Origin of the sequence: Paenibacillus sp. FSL H8-0283, from assembly GCF_045040675.1 — a bacterium.
Taxonomy (GTDB): domain Bacteria; phylum Bacillota; class Bacilli; order Paenibacillales; family Paenibacillaceae; genus Paenibacillus; species Paenibacillus amylolyticus.
The window spans coordinates 1,275,258-1,294,303 of the sequence record NZ_CP150295.1 but is presented as its reverse complement, the minus strand read 5'-3'; the positions used below and the strand labels follow the sequence as shown (position 1 = coordinate 1,294,303).

Below are 19,046 nucleotides of genomic sequence, written 5' to 3'. Positions count from 1 at the left end.
AACGCGATCAAAAATGATATGTATCACTATGAAATTTTCATGGATATACAAGAAATATAATGAAAAAAAGCGCAATTATAACCTTGGAACCGGTTCATAAGTCCTATTTTGTTGCAAATATCTAATATTAATATGCCTATATAACGATATATCTGAAGAGTAGAACTTACCTGGAGTTCATATACGTGAATAGCAAAACCCATTACGAAAAGCTTTTAGAAACAAAAGAGAATTTGATCAGACAGGATATTTAGGGACGATTTCACAGTTTTTAAGTCAACAATTACATAGCGTGTACAACACCCAGGATAAGTCCTTCGTCACAATCGTAGAAGGAGTGAACCATCTTGTTTAATAAGCTTCGCTGGAGTACCATGCCTTTCTTCATCAAAAATTTGGTGATTTCATTCGGCAGCATCATGTTGATCGGTGTAATTCTGATTACTGCCGCGTATCAATTGCAAAAAAATATCTTGGTTGAACAGTTGCACGACCAGGCTACCGTCATCACCCAGAAATGGTACGATGATCTCGACACTGCCAAAGTGGCAGAAGCGGCTAAGGAAAAAAGCTACTCCGGTCCTATACAGCTGGAAATGAAAACTTATCTCGATTCCATCCATGAATTCTATCCAAACATCGCGCAAGCGTACATTTTTGGTTCAGAACTTGAGCAAGGAAACGGAACGTCCATCATCGCGATTCCAACGAATCTGTTGGAACCATTCGAGGAAGGTAATCTGCCCGCAGGTGCCATGTACCCGCTACCTCAGAATAACGTCGTAGTGCTGGAACAGATGAAAAAGGACGGAAAACCTGCCTTCAGTGATTTCTACACGGATGAGTACGGAACCTGGACCACTCTGATCTATCCGATTAATAACGCAGATGGCTCCATGTACGCTGCTCTTTACTTCGATGTAGATGCAAGTGCCGTTCCAAAAGGCCTGAACAAACTGCTTACGTACGGTTTGATGTTCCTGATCGGTTTCCTGATCCTGTTCATGGTATTGCAATTCATTTTGCTGAAAAGAACGTTGCTTCCGATCCGCAATCTGATGAAAGGTATCGAAGAAGTCAGCACGGGTAATCTGGACGTAACCATCGATACCGGGCGAGATGATCTGGGTATCATCAACGAGAAGTTTAATGCGATGATCCATCGCTTCAATACAACCATCTATAAAGTACAGAATGCTTCACATCACCTCTCGGAATCTTCCAAACAACTACTGGGCATTTCCGAGAAAAATAATGTGAACATTCAATCCATCAGCACCAATATTCGAGAAATATCTACTGGACTGGTGTCACAAGACAAAGCCACTGTGGAGAACGCACGTGCCATGACAGAGATGTCAACGGTAGTGCAGACGATCGCCAGTAGCTCAGCCGATGTGGCAGATGAAGCACTCAGCATGGAGCAGCGCTCCAGCACAGGTAATGTGGTGATGCAACAAGTCATTGAGCAGATGCGCCTGATCTCCGGTGCGGTGCAAAATACGTCAAATTCGATTCAGTCTTTGGAAAATAACTCGAACCAGATTAGCAACATTGTTAACGTGATTACGGAGATTGCTGGACAAACCAACTTGCTTGCACTTAACGCTTCAATCGAGGCAGCCCGCGCAGGTGAAGAAGGAAGAGGTTTTGCGGTGGTTGCAGGTGAGGTACGTAATCTGGCAGAGCAATCGCAGGAATCAGCGAAGCAAATTCGACAGTTAATTGAAGAAATTCAACGGGATATCATGCAGTCTTCCGAAGCGATGCAGTTGGGTTCCAAGGAAGTTACCAAAGGCTTGGAAGTTACCCAAGAGACTGGTGTATTCTTCGAGAATATTCTGACTGCTACAAATAAAGTTGCAAACCAGATTCAGGATATCTCCAGTTCTACTGAAGAAATCTCGGCAAGCACACAGGAAATGTCTGCTACGGCCGATGAACTGTCTGCCAATGTCAGCAAGGCAGCAAGCAGCAGTAAACAAATTGAGCAGTCAATTGATGAGCAGGAAGCCTCCATGGCAGCCATTGTGAGTGCCTCCGATGAACTCTCGGTTGTATCCGAGCAACTGCAAGAACTGATCTCATTCTTTAAAGTACGTGCAGAATAGACTTAATAGGATATAGATAAAAGTAATAAGACACAGTAAAAACCAAGGCTCATGAGTGACTGAACTCAAAGCCTTGGTTTTTTTGTTGTTACCAGGGTAGGCTCTATAACTTCCCGGTATCATTTAACAGACAGTGGTGTCATCAACTGATTGTTGAACCTCCAATCCACTATAATCCTGCAGCTGCTTTAATTTCTTTTCTCTGAGAAACGATTAATGATTGTAACTTTGCAGTGCCAAATGCACCTGCTGAGAAAGCATTCGCTTTCGGATAATAAACCATTCGAAAAGATGTTCCATCTTGAAGGTGCACACGTAAAAAAATCCATGTCTCATGCTTGGATTTCTTATACACCTCATCAAAGCCAACATATCGCAACGGCAAAAGCTCGTTCATGAATTCGGATGCGGCTTCCTGGGGAAAGTCACCGATTGGGCTGCCATCGTTCCCGCTTTCAAGGCTGACTTTTTCCACTTTGTCTTCAATGTCCATCAGGTCTCCCATTGTCTTAGCATTGGGATTTTCTTTTGCTTCGTAAACCTTATTATTCGCTACTACGCGATAATGCGACTTATAACCTTTCAGTTCATATATAACAGTTCCAATTGGAAGATATGCCGCATTACCATTCTCGGTCACGTAATCCGCACACGCATGCTCGTTCAGCATGTAGCTCACTTCCCCTACCCTATCCCCAATTTGCTCTGCAGGCACCTCTTTGGTCCCTTCGTTGTTTTGAAAGTATGTAACATCATTGAACATCAGAAAATCAATCCATTCAAGGGTTCCCAGGCATCGCTTCGTTGATTCCTTTGAAACTTCTTTCGTAATCGTTTCCTGGGGTTTGGATGTTATTTCTCCCTTATTCGATGTTCCACAGCCAACAATAATGACTAGAATTAAAAGTATATTCAAACGCTGGCTCCAATATTTAAATCGTTTCATTCTCAATCACCTCAATCTATTAGACGAATTGAACTAAGACATAGTTACGAGCTTTTTACGATCAGCCATTCAACTCATTAAACACCTAAGAACAGGGAACAGTTATTTGGGCCAATGTGCTCCTTCGTGTACTTCATTCATGCAAGCGGCATTTCTGGATTACTCCAAAAAACAGGTAGCAAAGCTTCAGGTTTCATTTGAAGTTGTGCAACTCTAAGACTTGCGAGAAAATCTAAAAAATGAGCAGCAACACTTCGCTTGCAACCATTGTGCTGTCCGTTACCATAAAAAAACACAGACAGCTCAGCCATCTGTGAATTCATTACTCGTATTAGGAGCTAAGTTAGGTACTGAGGCCATACTCCTCGTCTTTTTACTACAATTTTAATTCATGCACTCCATACATAGCATGACGTCCGTCTGGTACACCATACGCAGACGGTTGATGGATTTCAGTCCACTCACTCCATGAACAAGTCCGGAATACATACGCCGTGATTTCAATCCACGCACTCCATACGGAGTGCGACAGCGAAAAAGTACGTATTTTTAACGATTTGACCCATCAAAAACACGTATTTTCACTATTATTCTATGACTTTCCATATCATTATTCAATCAAATTATGCCTACATGTTGCCTTAAGGTAACAATTTTGCCCATTTCGACAAATTCTGAGGTGCGAATCCCCCAGGGTTTTCATGTGAGCATCACATTCGCACCTGTCCTATCCGTTTATGACAAAGATCACATCCACCTTCCCTGCTCAGGTGCTACAGTTGTTAACGACCGACTGACCATAATAGTAAATCGGTCAAAAAATAAGGTTTACCTTACCCATTATCCTTTCAACCTACATGGAGGTGTATATGTGATGAAAACGATAGATCGAAGGCAACAGGTGATGGATTCTGCCGAGAAATCCTTTGCCCTGTTTGGCTACAAAGCCACAACGATGGAGCAGGTTGCGAGACTTGCCAATGTGGGCAAGGGAACGATCTATACTTTTTTCGATAATAAAGAAGAACTGTTTAGCGAGATTCTGCGCTCGATCATTGCGGATATGAGAAAGATTACGGAGCAGACGGTGAAGGAAGAGAACTCCTTTCTGGATAACGTGCATATGAGTATGGATTCTTTGCTGGAGTACCGGGAGGAACATGAGCTGTTGATCAAGCTCTTTCAGGAGGTTAACGAGTTCGGTACACCGCAGGCCAAGGAAGGTTTGCAGAAAGTGGAGACAGCCATTCTCGAATACCTGGAGCGTCAGGTCAGCCGTGCCATGGAGTTAGAGCAGATTCGCAGGGATGATCCCAAGCTGGTTTCTTTTGTCCTGCTGAAGCTGTATGTCACCTTAACCTCGGATTGGAACAAAGCGCACCCTACGCTGCATAAGGATCAGATCAAGGATTTTGTGGGCCTCTTTCTGAAGAATGGCTTATCCACCACATAGAAGAAAGGCATGCCACTAGATTCGACACATATTAGAGTTAGAACAAACGGATTAGCGTAAGGATAGGGAGAGAACATGATGAAATCATTCCACGTATTTGGGCAGGAACTGAAGTCCGCCTTCAAGAAACCAAAAGTATTTATTCCGATCCTCGTTGTACTGTTCATTCCGGTATTGTATAGTGGCCTGTTCCTGAACGCATTCTGGGACCCCTATGGCAAAATGAATGAGTTACCTGTGGCCGTGGTCAACACGGATCAGGGCGCAACCTACAACGACAAATCACTGGAAGTCGGTCAGAATCTGGTCGATGAATTGAAAAAAAGCAACGATTTCGATTGGCAATTCGTGACACGGGAACAAGCGGAGCAAGGTATGGAAGACGACAAGTATTACATGACCATCGTGATCCCAGAAGATTTTTCAGCAAAAGCTACAACTCTGATGGAAGATCACCCGCAATCAGCGGAGCTGATCTATGAGCCCAATGAAGGATACAACTTCCTCGCGGGTCAGATTGGTGGAACTGCGGTCAAACAGATCAAATCCAAAATCTCCGCCAAAGTAACTGAGTCGTATACCGAAACGTTACTGGATCAGGTGGAGAAGATCTCTAGCGGTTTATCAGATGCCGGAGCTGGTGCTGACAAGATCAACGAGGGCGCAACCAAGCTGGATGACGGTGCTGCCACATTGAAAAAGAACCTGTCCAAACTGGCGGATGGAACCGACAAACTGGAAACAGGTGTGGCACCGTTAAAAGAGGGTACAGCTACCTTGGCACAAGGAATCGGCACGCTTCATGCAGGAGCCAACTCTCTGTCCGATGGATTATCCCAATTGGCGGCAGCAGGCACGAAGCTGGGTAACGGTGCATTGCAGGCTGAAGCAGGTGGCAAACAGTTACAGGCTGGCATTCAATCCGCTCAGGAAGGCGCGGCTAAGTTGGATGCAGGACTCGCGGCTTCCGAGCAAGGAAGTGCGAAACTGGCAGCCGGATTGCAAACCTCAGTCGAAGGCAGTAGCAAAGTGAGTGAAGGTGCTAAGGCCGTTGCGCAAGGTCTTGCCCAATTAGCCGAAGCGAGTCCAGAACTGGCCGCAAGCCCAGCTGTGCAGCAGCTCCTGGCAGCAAGTCAGGCAGTTGCCGCTGGCAGCGAACAAGTGTATCAGGGCGGGCAGCAATTGGTCGCTGGTAGTCAAAACCTGTATGCTGCACAGCAACAACTGCATCAAGGCAGCAGCCAGTTGGTACAGGGTGAACAACAACTGGTACAAGGAGCCACGCAATTATCCGCCGGACAAGAAAAGCTTGCGACTGGTCTACAACTGTTCAATTCCAAATTATCCGAAGCAGCCGCTGGAGGAGCCAAACTTGCGGATGGTTCAGGTCAATTGAATGCTGGTGCAGGCAAGTTGTTTGCGGGTGTAAGCCAGCTTACAGACGGAATTTCGAGTCTTGCAGATGGCTCACATAAGCTGGATGACGGTGCTGGCCAGTTAAAAGAAGGTACGCTCAAGCTCACAGACGGCTCTGGCGAACTTGCCACCAAGCTGAATGAAGCGGCTGAGCAGACGGGCAGTGTGAAAAAAACGGATGAACTGGTAACCATGTATGCAGAGCCTGTTCAGGTCGATGAGCATAAATATAATGAGGTACCTAACTACGGTACAGGATTCTCGCCATACTTCCTGTCACTCGGGCTATTTGTCGGCGCATTGATTGCCACACTGGTTGTACCCACACGTGGCAGCACAGTTAGTGAGGCAAGTGGCTGGAATCGTTTTGTGAGTAAAACGCTGGCTTTCACACTCATGAGTGCAGTACAGTCCCTGCTTGCTTCATGGCTGGTCTTGTACGGCTTGGGTCTGGTTGTTCAGAGCGTTCCATTGTTCCTCTTGTTCAGTTTTGTTACCAGCCTAAGCTTCATGTACATCATTCAGTCACTGGTAACTTGGCTGGAAAATCCGGGTCGTTTCCTTGCCATTCTGATGCTGATCTTCCAGCTCACCACCAGCGCAGGCACCTTCCCACTCGAACTAATTCCAAATTGGCTGAAAGTATTCAATCCATGGCTGCCTATGACCTATTCGGTAACTGGTTATAAAGCTGTCATCTCAAGTGGACAGTTCGGTGTAACCTGGGATCAGATCGGTATTCTGTGCATCTTCGCCGTGATTGGACTGGGAGGAACCTTAACGTATTTCCTGATGCATCGGACCCGTGAGGTTGAGGACGTTAACAGTGAGGTCGTACTTCATATGTAAAAGTAAAATAAAAAGCAAAGGCGTGTACCTGAGCTCCACCCTCTTCTGGACAACAAGGGGTGTCGGCTAAGGTACGCCTTTGCTTTTTTAGTTTAAGATACAATCTAAGTTTGCTAACTTCATATTTCTAGTATGTAGAGTACATATCAGAACTCGAAACAGCGAAAGTAAATAACAGTACGAGCGCAATCAACAATAAATATAACGCTACACTGATGATTCCACAGACAAGCCCTGCAATGGCTAATCCTCTGCCCTGCTCCATGCGGTTCTTAATTTCTTTGAGTGATATGGAGGCAATGATGATGGCAACAATACCAATCAGTAATCCCACGTATGGAATCACGATGGACAATATCCCCAAGACAAGAGCTGCAATCGATTTGCTATTGGTCTTTGGTACTACATAAGGCGGTGGTGGCAATGTGTCGTTATAATAACGATCTACATCATTTTCGCGATGCTCCAAGGTAAATCCTCCCTGTTCTTTAAGTATGTTCATTATAATCGATTATTAGGAATAATAATATCCATATTGTGTTAATTATGAGTTACCATTAGATTTATTTTATTCTCATCATCCCCAGACACACATATAAATCCATAAGCTTATAGATTGTACTTCAAGGATTTGAATTTAAGAACCGTTTATCTGTGTGATGATATAAATCAAGAATACCTCTAACATATAGATATTATTATAGTCGTAATACTTTTCTGAATATCTATGGGGGATCACTACGATGAAAATCGATAAAGTCATGAATATACTTATGATTGTGATGCTTGTACTTATTGCTTTTTATCAAAATAATGTAGCTGTATTATGTTTTAGCATCGTTTTGTTTGGAATCATGAGCTATACGACATTTAGAATTCGAACCCCTTGGAATGTAGCAACTTATATCTTGTTGACCCTTGTATTGATTATCTGGAACATATACCTTTGGACATAAGCTATTATTTTAAAAAGCAAAAAGAACGCAATCCCTTATTACTCATAGGATTGCGTTCTTTTGACATTTCTTAGATTTGGAATGCCTTCTATCCTTCCACTTTCACCCGCTGTAAAAACGTCCGGGTACGTGCAAGCCTCGGATTGCCGAAGATCTGTTCTGGTGGACCTGCCTCGGCAATCTCCCCGTTATCCATGAAAAATACACGATCCGCAACGTCACGGGCGAAGCCCATCTCATGCGTGACAATCATCATCGTCATGTTTTCCTGTGCAAGTTGTTTGATTACGCGTAACACTTCCCCGGTCAGCTCTGGATCGAGTGCCGACGTCGGCTCATCAAACAGGAGGATATCCGGTTGCATCATCAGTGCGCGAGCGATAGCAACACGCTGTTTCTGTCCACCGGAAAGATTGGCCGGATAGGTATCAGCCTTGTCCGACAGCCCTACTTTGCCGAGTAATTCCAGACTGCGGTACCGAATGACGCTTGAGCTTTCTTTTTTCAAAGTCTTCGGTGCAAGTTCCAAATTATCTTGTACAGTTAGATGCGGGAACAAGTTAAAATGCTGGAATACCATACCCATACGATCCGTCATCTTGCGAATATCTGCGGCACCCGCGTAACGGCCATTATCAACCAACGTCTGATCCTGAATACGAATCGTTCCGCCCGAAATATCCTCCAGATGAATCAGGCTGCGCAGCATCGTACTTTTCCCCGAACCCGAAGGCCCGATCACCGCAATTACTTCGCCTGGTTCCACGTTGAAGGATACCTGTTTCAGCACATCAAGTGTGCCGAATGATTTTCTCAATTGATTTACTTCTATTATATGTGTCATATGCAGACAGTCCTTTGATTGATCAGATTTAATTTATTCAAATGAAAACCGCTTCTCAAGTGCCTTGAACAGCACGGTGAGTACGAGTGTCATGAGCAGATACATAACCGCCGCCACGAAGAAAGGTAACAGCTTTATGTCGCGATTTACCGCCGCTTGGGCGTAATACAACAGCTCAGGCACAGCCACGGCATAGAGCAGTGCCGTATCCTTGATGAGCGTAATGGACTCATTGGCCGTTGCGGGCAATACTACACGAATCATCTGAGGAATAATGACTTTGGTCATCGTCTGCCACTTTGTTAACCCCAGTACCTTAGCTGCCTCATGTTGACCTTTATCAATGGAAAGCAGTCCGCCCCTGAAGATTTCAGCGAAGTACGCCGCATAGTTCAAGATGAACGCAATCCCCGCTGCAACAAAACGATCAAACACCAGATACTCTCCAATCACCGGAAGCAACGGTAATCCAAAGCAGAAGAATAGAATTTGGAGCAGCAGCGGTGTTCCTCGCATCACATATACATACGTATGGGCAATCCATGCCAGTGGTTTAATTTGGCTTCTCATCGCAAGCGTGACCGCAAATCCAAGCGGTACAGATAACACGATCGCTAGCAAGAACATGAAAACGGTGGTCTGCGCACCCTCTAGCATAGGTTTTAAAATGGTCGATAAATAATCCCAACTCATTGTTTTGTCTCCTCTAATCTGTTAACCCCGCATTCCTATGGGGCATGAATCGCTCCAGCATGGAATACGGGGTCCGTTTTGTTTCTAACTATATATCAGGTGTGTAACCTGCCTATTTCAAAACCTTATCTTCACCCAACCATTGGGTGGAGATTTTAGCAGCTGTTCCGTCTGCATTCAGCTCATCCAACGCTTTTTGCAGCTGATTCAGAAGCTCTTCATTGCCTTTTTTAATACCAATGCCATATTGTTCCGGTGCAAGAGATTCATCCATCAGTTTGAATGTTCCCTCTTCTTTGGACATGTAGTATCTCGCTACCACTTCATCAATGATGACCGCATCCAGACGTTTTGTCTTCAGATCCGTCAGTGCAAGCACGTTATCCTTAAATTCGGAAGCTTTCACTTTATCCTTCAGCGGACTTGCTGCTAGTGCATCTGCCGCGGAGGATAGTGCCTGCAATCCCACATTTTTACCATCGAGTTCATCCAGCTTTGTGATTGGCGAGTCTGCCAAGGTAATAGCTACCTGACTGTTTTCCAGATACGGCTTCGTAAAGAGCACTTTCTCTTTACGCTCATCCGTAATGGTGTACCCGTTCCAGATCATATCGATCCGGCCACTGTTCAGCTCTGATTCTTTGGAAGACCAGTCGATTGGCTGGAATGTGATTTCTTTACCCATTTTCTCCGCTGCAGCTCTTGCGTAATCAATATCAAAACCAACAATTTCATTTTGCTCGTCCCGGAAGCCCATTGGAGCAAACTTGTCATCAATTCCTACAACAATCGTGTTATCGTCTTTGCTTGCGGAACTGGAACAACCAGCCACAATCAATACACATATACTAATGAATAATAGTAAAATCGCTTTTTTTCTCATCTCTCGAACCCCTCCATGTCTATAACCAAAACCCAAACGCTTTAGTTCGTTACCACGTTATCAGAGATTTATAATAACATAGCATGGGAGAAGAGTCGAGTCTCTTGCTTATTTCCTTCTATTTCATGCAGCTTAATTGGCAACAATCTGTGAAAAAGCCTCTTTCACTTGTCCCGGTTCCACCAGCTTCTCGCGTACAGTCGAATTCCATAACTCCGGATTCTGAAGCTCCTTTAATTCCGTACCTGTCCATTGTTGGGCAGATTCACGACGTAAGGTATGGCTGGTATTGTCAAACTGGTAGACGATCTGCTCCAGATTATCGATCATAACAAAGTTCGCAACCGCATTATATACGAGTATCCGCTCAAGTTCCTCTGCATCCATCTCACGCGTATCCAAGCTATAATTCACTTGAGCTGTGAACGTCTCCGGGTACAGTTGGTAACCATTCAATCTTTCACGTAAAGGTAAAGCCTGATTCAGATGACTAAGGTTTGAATTATCACCCATGTAGGGACTGCGATATTTGGCTAAAGCGGCAAAATTATGTGTCAGCGGATTCTGCTGCTCTTCCTCGTACCGAGTCTGTTTCGCCTCGATCTTCGGATTAACGAAGCCTTCAACAATCACTAAGCCACTGATGCCCAACACAACAAGTGTTATAATCCATATGTTTCTAATTCTCATAACGCATCACTCACTTCATACTTACTAACAATCCGATACGCCCGATGCACAACCAAAGGAATAATAACACTCAGTAATGGGATGGCAAAGGCAATGACGATCACAGCAAACTGATAGGGTCCATCCACCTGAATGGGTCGATTAAACCAGATGTTGCTTCCGAATCGTAACGCTGCCTGCGTTCCCCATAGTACGAGTATTAATGCTGCCCACAACCACCATATCCTGCGATTCCACTGCACTAAGGCAGGGATTCGAATAACCGTGGTTTTCACGGAGGTTGCAGAATCGTTCGTCTTGTTGATCAACAGATACAATACATACATGCCACCAACAATGAGACTCACGATCATAAGCAGATTGTTTATGGCGGAGCCTTGCATCAGCACTCTCATTGGAATGGTAATGATCCAGGCTACGAGGCTATAAATCAGAGCAGACTGCAACAACGCTGTCCAGTAAGGAACACGTTGTACCCTTCGATGGTCACTCATCACTTCATCCATACCAGCGATATGCTGAATGGCGGTCTGGAACGCCTTCTCTTCACTCATACCCTGCGAGATATAATCGTCAATCCGCGCAGCGAGATTGCTGTGAATCTCTTCTTTTAATTCTCGATTGTCTAATGTATCTTGTGCGTGAGCGAACAAACGATTCACATGACGAGTGATGCGAGCTTCCAATCTCATAGGTCTTCATCTCCTTTTTCTCCAGTGACAATCATGCAATCAATCAGTGCCTTGGCTGCTTGCCAAGCATGAACCTGCTCTCTATAGGCTTTAAGGCCTTGCGTTGTAATTCGGTAATATTTGCGTCGTCCTCCCTGCGTCTCTTCCCCCCAGTAGGACTCCACATATCCACTCTTCTCCAGCCTCTTCAAACTGGAATAAAGCGTAGGTTCCTTCAATTCAAACTGCTCTCCGCTCTTACGATAGATCTCCTTAATAATGCTGTAGCCATAGTTATCTGCGGGTATAAGTACACTCAGAATGATGGGGTCAATATTGCCCCGAATCAGATCACTGTTAATCACTTGCACATCCATCTACGAGTTTCACCGACTTTCTTCCGTCCTGTGTATACTATAAGACACATTACTATGTCTGTAAAGGTAATATGTATCACATGGTAAATATGCATCGCAAGAGTAACACTAGCAACATTCCTCTCTTGCAAATAAAATTCTTCAATACGATAAGAACATTGACCACATTGGTATTTCTTTCAACTTTGCTTATATTATCCGGCTGTAATCCTACTCCAAGTCATAGTACAAACAAAACTGCCTACACTAGTGATACAGACTGAAAGTGGCACTCCTATTCCTGCTATACAGGGCAGTTATTGCTGGGAAAGTATGTGTGCAGACTATGCAGGTGATATGGAACTGTTGGAAGGTCAGGTACCTGTCTCCGTGTTGGTAGGCGAGAATATATCTATTCATCTGGGTACAAATGTACCACCTGACGAGTTAACTCTTGTCGAATATGTAAATGGAGTGGCACGTCCCATCTCTTTACGAGAAGGTTCATTCCAGTTAGCGCAGGAAAAAGGTACTCATTATTATGGAGCCTTTGCCCGCTGGACTTCCCCTCAAAATTCCCAGGTTTCCTTGGGTGATACCTCTTTTGCCTTTGTTATCCGTGGTGTCGAAAAAAAATAAAAACAAACAGGGCCCCTCCAATTTTGGAGAGGCCCTTACGCATTTTTATCTATTGCTGCACTTTCTCGCGATCTTTCCCTTTATCGGATTCGCCCGCATTTTTGTTCGCAGCATCGCGATCCTGTTTCATTTCTTCCACCGTTTTCACCTTGAGTCTTGCCGCTCCTTCATATTCCATTGTTGGAATAAGGTCACCTGCAGCAAGTCTTGTTTCTGCAGCTGCAATCGCATCTCCGTACTGCGGCAACCACTCGGCCTGTGCAACGAGCATCTCGTCGACCATCTGCCAGATTTCTTTTGGATTACATACGGCACCCACGAGCGGGTCCATCATGAACGCCTGACGAAGTAATTTGTCATCTCCGTTCACCGCGGCTTCAACCGCGAGCCGTTGCACGGAAATACTCACATTACATACCGCCGCCGGGCCAAGGGGCAGATCGCCTACATGTGGCATGGAGATGCCGTTACGATCCACATATCCCGGTGCCTCAATAATCGCATCATCCGGCAGGTTCGAGATTACTCCATGATTAACGGTATTGAAATGTCCACGATAGACACGTCCCGTCTCCAGCCCTTCAATAATGTATGAACCGTGCTCCTCGCCCCGTTTCTCCGGAATGAATTGCATCGGTTCATCCTTCATCCAGTTAGGAAAATCAGTCTCGAACCAGTTGCGCCCCTCGGTACATACCCGCAGATACCCACCTGTCTCTCCGTTAATCCAATTGCCCAGATCGATCCATTCGTTAATCTCTTCAGGACGTTTGCGGTACCACGGCACATATTCACTCAGATGACCATTCGATTCTGTACTGTAATATCCAAAGCGGCGCAGCATATCGATCCGCACTTTCTCGGTGCGGCTGTACTCCGGATGTTTCTCGAAGGCTTCGAGCAGATCACCTGTAAGATCCTTACCTTCATGAGACGCCTGAATGTACCAGGTCTGATGGTTGATGCCGGCACAGACAATATCCACTTCACTCTTTTTCAATCCAAAAGCTTCCGCAATCTGATGATGACCATGCTGTACGCCATGACACAGTCCGATCGTCCGCACACCGCCGTACTTGTTGCAAGCCCATGTGAGCATCGCCATCGGATTGGAATAGTTCAAGAGCAACACGTCAGGTGCGCTATGTTCACGAATATCTTTACAGATATCCAACATCTCAGCGATTCCGCGTTGTCCATACATAATCCCGCCTGCACACAGCGTATCGCCGACACATTGGTCTACCCCATATTTCAGTGGAATGTCCACATCGGTTGCAAATGCTTCCAGTCCCCCAACACGAATCGTACACAGTACATACTTTGCATCTTTCAACGCTTCTTTCCGATCCGTTGTTGGCTGAATCTGAATATTCAATCCATTCTCACGGATATCACGCTGACACAGCTCAGTCACCATGTCCAGATTGTGCTGGCTAATATCGCAGAACGCAATCTCGATGTTGTTAAACTCTGGTACCGTGAGCAAATCCCTTAACAATCCCCGTGTAAATCCGATACTTCCTGCCCCGACAAACGCCACTTTAAAAGACATCCCTATGTCCTCCCTTAATCCGAATCTTTCGCTTCGGTTAATGACTCTCTTCATGAAATCATTGTACCAACCGCATATAGGAAAGCGTTATCAAAATCATGACCTGTTCAAGATCTTGTTGTCAAAAATCCTAACTTTTACGCGCTAGCTCCAATAATCCAGTTGTATTCGAAATAACTGCAATCGGCTCATTCATCGGACGGGTACTGACTGACATGTCGTTCCATAGAGGAGCGAAATTCAACCGGCGTACGACCTGTATATTTTTTGAACAACATATGAAAATACTGACGACTGCCTACTCCAACATAGTCAGAGATTTCCGAAATCGGAATATTGGTCTGCTGAAGCAGCATCTTGGCCTTTTCCATTCGAAGCATCGTCAGGTAGTCGGTAGGTGTGCGCTGCGTGTGCTGACGAAAAATACGATGTAAATAGCCTGGATGCAGATTAACTGCTGCCGCAATATCCTTCATCTGAATGTTACGATCCATATTGTGATGCATGAATTCAATGGTTCGTTTGACGTACAGTTCCGCCTGATCTGGCGCACTCCGGCTCATTTCTCCGCGCAGACGTGCAACACGGACCAGCAACTGCACGAACAGCGTACGCACCAGCATACCCTGTTCCGGGGACGAGAGATTCCGGGCTTCCCGGTGATGCGACCTTTCCTCTAGTGGAATGATCTTCATCGGCACAGTTGATCTTCCTTGCTCCAGTAGACCACGTTGATCGAGTTCCAGCACAAGACTTTTCATAATATGGTACACCTCTTCCGGATCAGGCAATACCAGATATGGCGAAGCATTAGTAAGTAAAGCTTGGACTTCTTCCTCTTCCAGCGCAAGCTGGCGGATGGATAGCTGTCCGGGAGACGAGGTGGAGAAACCAAACTCCACATTGAGCATCCGGCAAGGGACACCATCTTCCACCAGCAAACGGTGCGGGACACCTGCGTCGAGCATAATGAACTGCCCTTTTTTCAAAACGGTCTGCTCCGAACTCCCATCCGACATCTGCACATCCACCCGGCACATTCCTGAAATAATATACATGATCTCCGTCGAATCATGATTGTGATAGGACATACGATAGTTGTCCCATTGCTTGTAATAGTACGCGTAGAAACGCGGCCCGCAATCCTCTGTTCGCAATGCCTCCTGATACAGGCTTCCTGTCCAGCGCTTTGTGATGCTCATTTCCATACCCCATTTCTACACGATCAATCCTCACTTTTCTCCATTGTAGCAATTATATAGGTTGAATATAAATTGTCTTGCTTAAAAGCCTCATTGTATTATTAAATTAGATAAATATATAATTAGTATATTATCTAATCCTTTATGTAAACTGTCTATACTTAAGGAGGTTTCCACTCATGAGTACCACCTTTCAATTGGTACGACACGGTCTCAAAGAACGACGAATCGGGGATGTCCCCCTCACTTCCGAAGGGGTTTTACAAGCCGAAGCCACAGCACTTCATTTTGCCAAAGCCACCTCTCTCATTACTAAGATCCTGACCAGCCCACTTCGACGAGCCCAAGAAACCGCAAGTATGATTGCCCGCCACACCCGTTTTCATATAACCGAAGATCCTCGCCTGCGCGAACGTGCCAATTGGGGCGATTGCCCGGATCAGTCATTCGAAGAATTCATTGCGATGTGGGATCGATGTACGTCTGAGCCAGATTACATTCCACCCGTGGGAGACTCGGCCAAACAGGCTGGTGAACGTCTGGCCTCCCTCCTAACCGAATTAGCTAATGAAGAGCCAGAGAACAGTAACATTATTGTGGTTACACATGGTGGACTTATTACTGATTTTCTGGTGCAAACCTTTACCGAACGCGAGCTTAACGTCTGGCATTCCGATTTTATAGCTATGCAGAACCAATTGATCCCCGAGTGCTCCATCACCACATTGATCCATGATCAAGGTAAATGCACCATTGAAGCATTCGCTTCTACCGTGCATCTAGACTCCAACGATGTAAAAAAATGACGTAACATGGATGGCTGAGCAAACGCCAAGCTTTATCCGCAGATCCTTATGTGAAAAAAGCTCTGAAACCCCATGTGCGAGACACATTGGGATTCCAGAGCTTTTAAGCTTCGATGCCAATTCTTAAAAATGCCAACGCTGCTTTACGTTACAGGCTCAGATGTTGTAGTGCTATTGCTAGGCAGTGCTCATCCGGCCTGCTTACTTTCCACCCTTACCTGGCGTGTAGAACTTAGGTAGCGTTACTTTCGACCAGTCAATATCCGATGCCATATAGAAGGACGGATAGGACGGCTGATTGTATCCACTGTTCTGTCCGGCAATGCCCACACGATACATCGCATCATGCATCAGCGTGTACAGCTTGCGGTCCGTCTTCTCGGTACTCAGATAGATACGAATCGCTGAGCTATCGGTGGTTCTCACCAGCATCTCCTCTCGCCAATCCCCGAAGATATCAGCTACGAGAGATGGTGTTCCTTTGGTGTGATTATTGGTCAATGTGCCTGTTGCTGTCAGCAACGTGCCACGTTTCCAGTCTTTGATGGTTGGTGTAACATCAATCGCACCATCAACGATCTGTGTCGTCATATCAGCAGACCAACGGATATTCATATTCGTTCCCGGCATCTGATCACTGATTTTCTCACCCTTAGCTGTCCACAAACCTACAGCCCATGTCTCCAGTCCACGGCGAGTCGGATCAACATCACCCACCATGCCGCGACCGGTATCTTTCCCCGTGTACCCACCATAGATTACTTCTCCGGTCTTCGCATCACGCAGGGAATAGCCGTATGGCGCCCACGGACCACCCTCGTGAACCATGAAAATCTCCAGTCCCGGACGATCCGGGTCGATATCTGCCACATGAAGAGCATCCCCATGACCCAGACGGGCAATCGTTCCAGGCGCAGCACTCTCGGCAGGCATCAGGTCTGTTGAGCTGTATAGCACGCTGCCGTCATGATCAATCGTAGCGGAGCCATAGATAATCTCCTGTTTACCATCTCCATCCACATCCGCCACACTGAAATAGTGCGCTCCCTGAGTTGTAATGGAGCCGTACTGCGGATCTGTACCATCTACGCCGTGCGGTCCGTCATTGAACGGGTTCTTCATCGGCGTCCAACCGCTGTCCACTTTCCATTCCTTTTTCAGCTTCTTGCCGTCCCAATTGTAGGCAACCATCGTCGAACGTGTGTAGTATCCGCGTGCAAAGATTGCAGATGGTTTCTTGCCGTCCAGATAAGCCACTCCCGCTAGGAAACGGTCCACCCGATTCCCAGGTTCGATCCGTGCCATGGCATAATCGCCCCACATCAGGCCATCATCATGACGCTCAGGTTCATATGGGATGGTCTCCAGCTCTTTGCCCGATTTACCTTCAAATACCGTAACGTACTCGGGTCCATCCACGATAAAACCTTCAAACTTGCGCAGCTCATTGCGGTTACTGCGTTCTACCGCGTACACATCAATGAAGTAGTCGGCCAGACTCTCGGCATCCTGCTGAGATAATGGGTAATTATATTTTTTCTCGATTCCAAAAGCTTCTTCTAATGTCGCAGGCCAGTTCCCCTTCACAACCTCATCGTGCTTATGCCAGTTTCTGAACATATCCACCATATGATCGTAGTACCCATCAGCACTTAAACGATAATCATCTTCGTTTGAGTACCCTGCCTTGCGATCCTGCTTCGGAAGTGTGATGTACTTCTCGGATGTCACTTTTCCTTTTTTGTTATATTTGATAATCTTCGTGCCCGGAGCGGTCTTGAACATCATCTCGGCCTTGCCATCTCCGTCAAAATCGTAAACTAGCATCTGTGTATAATGAGCACCTGCACGGATATTGACCCCAAGATCGATCCGGTACAACAACTGACCGTCCAAGGTGTAAGCATCAATGTAGGTTTTACCGGTGTATCCTTTTTGTGATACGTCCTTGGCGTTGGAAGGGTCCCATTTGACGAAAAACTCATATTGACCATCCCCATCCACATCACCCACGCTCATGTCATTGGCGGAATACGTATAAGCTTCTCCAGCAGGCGTCACACCATCGGCGGGTTTTTGCAGTGGAATGTCCACATACCCGTTCGCCCAAGGTTTGACGGATGCACTGCGTTTGCTCTCCTTCCCCTTCTTGTTCACCGCTGCCACTTCATAACGGGAAGAAGATTTGCCCGCGGCATCTACATAGTTGGTGCTGTCGGTGACGGTAGCGATCTTTTTGCCATCACGATAGACGTTAAAGTCCGTACCTGTCAGCCCTTTGTCGCTATACCCTGTGGCCTCGTCACCAAGCAATCTCCAACTGAGAAAAACACCTTCAGATGTCGATGCAGCCACCAAACCCCGATCCAGATATTCCAGTTGAATCTCTTTCACGTGACTGTCCCCCTTATGTGATTGCAGGCCAGCCTCCGTCGCCCCATTACCGTTCGAAGCTTCCGCTCCGGTAATCCCAGCGGTTCCTCCAATGAGCAAAGCTACGCTGAGTGCCGAAGAGAGCACCTTGGCTGCAAGTGGCATACGTGCCTTCCTGCGTCCTGATTGCCGACCTGACACCGATCTCTTATGTACCGGCGCTGTTGTTTCTGAGTTCATCCACCTTCACGCTCCTTGAGACAGAATGGGTAACGCTTGTACACATCGATGATGATTAGACGTTCGATAATTCATAGAGGCCTTCTTCGAAAGAAGGTTTCAACCCGGAATGATTACGCTTACAAAATTAAAAAAGAGAAATCAGCTTGCCCGACTACCAGAGTGCGGTCCCCCTTCCATTCTCTTTCCAATCCGAGCGAGGTGATCCCGCCCATCGGGTTCTATTATAGACATCCTGTCTGCCAGACCCTAGGCAAATATCCGTCCAAAACGATTAATAATCAGTGTTTTTAGGAGTCATTTGGAAAATCAACCCGATGACGCTTCAGTCGTAAGGATGATTTAAGCTCACCGCCAAGTTTT

At 46.0% G+C, this 19,046-nt stretch carries 16 protein-coding genes; 5 read left to right on the top strand and 11 right to left on the bottom strand.

Annotated elements, in window-relative coordinates; all coding sequences use genetic code 11:
* Positions 1-374 precede the first annotated feature (374 nt).
* A complete protein-coding gene (locus MHI52_RS05810; protein WP_127547408.1) occupies positions 375-2,111 on the top strand; it encodes a methyl-accepting chemotaxis protein in 1,737 nt (578 codons plus the stop codon).
* 169 nt (positions 2,112-2,280) lie between these two features.
* Here MHI52_RS05810 and MHI52_RS05805 read toward each other — a convergent pair whose 3' ends face one another.
* The gene (locus tag MHI52_RS05805) at positions 2,281-3,057 is read right to left on the bottom strand and encodes a hypothetical protein (RefSeq protein ID WP_405158654.1); all 777 of its coding nucleotides are present in this window, start codon (positions 3,055-3,057) and stop codon (positions 2,281-2,283) included.
* A gap of 874 nt (positions 3,058-3,931) precedes the next feature.
* On the opposite strand from MHI52_RS05805, the gene MHI52_RS05800 reads away from it, so the two are divergent.
* Both MHI52_RS05800 and MHI52_RS05795 read left to right on the top strand, forming a co-directional pair.
* Complete coding sequence (locus MHI52_RS05800) at positions 3,932-4,510, top strand: TetR/AcrR family transcriptional regulator (protein WP_405159359.1); 579 nt, start codon at positions 3,932-3,934, stop codon at positions 4,508-4,510.
* Between the two features lie 78 nt (positions 4,511-4,588).
* Entirely contained in the window at positions 4,589-6,775 is a 2,187-nt protein-coding gene (locus tag MHI52_RS05795) for a YhgE/Pip family protein (protein ID WP_405159358.1), read from the top strand.
* A gap of 127 nt (positions 6,776-6,902) precedes the next feature.
* Here the strand turns inward: MHI52_RS05795 and MHI52_RS05790 are convergent, their stop codons facing one another.
* From MHI52_RS05790 to MHI52_RS05760, 7 genes are all read right to left on the bottom strand, one after another.
* On the bottom strand, positions 6,903-7,277 hold the full coding sequence (locus MHI52_RS05790) for a DUF4190 domain-containing protein (protein WP_405158653.1): 375 nt from the start codon (positions 7,275-7,277) through the stop codon (positions 6,903-6,905).
* 542 nt (positions 7,278-7,819) lie between these two features.
* Positions 7,820-8,575: an amino acid ABC transporter ATP-binding protein gene (locus MHI52_RS05785; protein ID WP_405158652.1), complete on the bottom strand. Its 756-nt coding sequence runs from the start codon at positions 8,573-8,575 to the stop codon at positions 7,820-7,822.
* A gap of 33 nt (positions 8,576-8,608) precedes the next feature.
* The gene (locus tag MHI52_RS05780) at positions 8,609-9,268 is read right to left on the bottom strand and encodes an amino acid ABC transporter permease (protein WP_076319409.1); all 660 of its coding nucleotides are present in this window, start codon (positions 9,266-9,268) and stop codon (positions 8,609-8,611) included.
* 112 nt (positions 9,269-9,380) lie between these two features.
* On the bottom strand, positions 9,381-10,151 hold the full coding sequence (locus tag MHI52_RS05775) for an amino acid ABC transporter substrate-binding protein (RefSeq protein WP_036606344.1): 771 nt from the start codon (positions 10,149-10,151) through the stop codon (positions 9,381-9,383).
* Between the two features lie 132 nt (positions 10,152-10,283).
* Positions 10,284-10,841, bottom strand: coding sequence for a DUF4825 domain-containing protein (locus MHI52_RS05770; protein WP_340983317.1), 558 nt, complete (start codon positions 10,839-10,841; stop codon positions 10,284-10,286).
* Complete coding sequence (locus tag MHI52_RS05765; RefSeq protein WP_339197463.1) at positions 10,838-11,533, bottom strand: permease prefix domain 1-containing protein; 696 nt, start codon at positions 11,531-11,533, stop codon at positions 10,838-10,840. The genes MHI52_RS05770 and MHI52_RS05765 overlap by 4 nt, the downstream gene beginning before the upstream one ends.
* Entirely contained in the window at positions 11,530-11,889 is a 360-nt protein-coding gene (locus MHI52_RS05760; RefSeq protein WP_076253369.1) for a PadR family transcriptional regulator, read from the bottom strand. The genes MHI52_RS05765 and MHI52_RS05760 overlap by 4 nt, the downstream gene beginning before the upstream one ends.
* 336 nt (positions 11,890-12,225) lie before the next feature.
* Between MHI52_RS05760 and MHI52_RS05755 the strand changes: the two genes are divergently transcribed.
* The gene (locus MHI52_RS05755) at positions 12,226-12,507 is read left to right on the top strand and encodes a hypothetical protein (RefSeq protein WP_143781497.1); all 282 of its coding nucleotides are present in this window, start codon (positions 12,226-12,228) and stop codon (positions 12,505-12,507) included.
* 49 nt (positions 12,508-12,556) lie between these two features.
* Here the strand turns inward: MHI52_RS05755 and MHI52_RS05750 are convergent, their stop codons facing one another.
* Positions 12,557-14,062 (bottom strand): alpha-glucosidase/alpha-galactosidase, encoded by a 1,506-nt coding sequence (locus tag MHI52_RS05750; protein ID WP_405158651.1) that lies wholly within the window; start codon positions 14,060-14,062, stop codon positions 12,557-12,559.
* A gap of 188 nt (positions 14,063-14,250) precedes the next feature.
* On the bottom strand, positions 14,251-15,264 hold the full coding sequence (locus MHI52_RS05745; RefSeq protein WP_405158650.1) for an AraC family transcriptional regulator: 1,014 nt from the start codon (positions 15,262-15,264) through the stop codon (positions 14,251-14,253).
* A 179-nt stretch (positions 15,265-15,443) separates the two neighbouring features.
* Between MHI52_RS05745 and MHI52_RS05740 the strand changes: the two genes are divergently transcribed.
* Entirely contained in the window at positions 15,444-16,070 is a 627-nt protein-coding gene (locus MHI52_RS05740) for a histidine phosphatase family protein (RefSeq protein ID WP_405158649.1), read from the top strand.
* A gap of 201 nt (positions 16,071-16,271) precedes the next feature.
* Here the strand turns inward: MHI52_RS05740 and MHI52_RS05735 are convergent, their stop codons facing one another.
* Positions 16,272-18,608, bottom strand: coding sequence for a rhamnogalacturonan lyase (locus MHI52_RS05735; RefSeq protein WP_405159357.1), 2,337 nt, complete (start codon positions 18,606-18,608; stop codon positions 16,272-16,274).
* Positions 18,609-19,046: the final 438 nt, after the last annotated feature.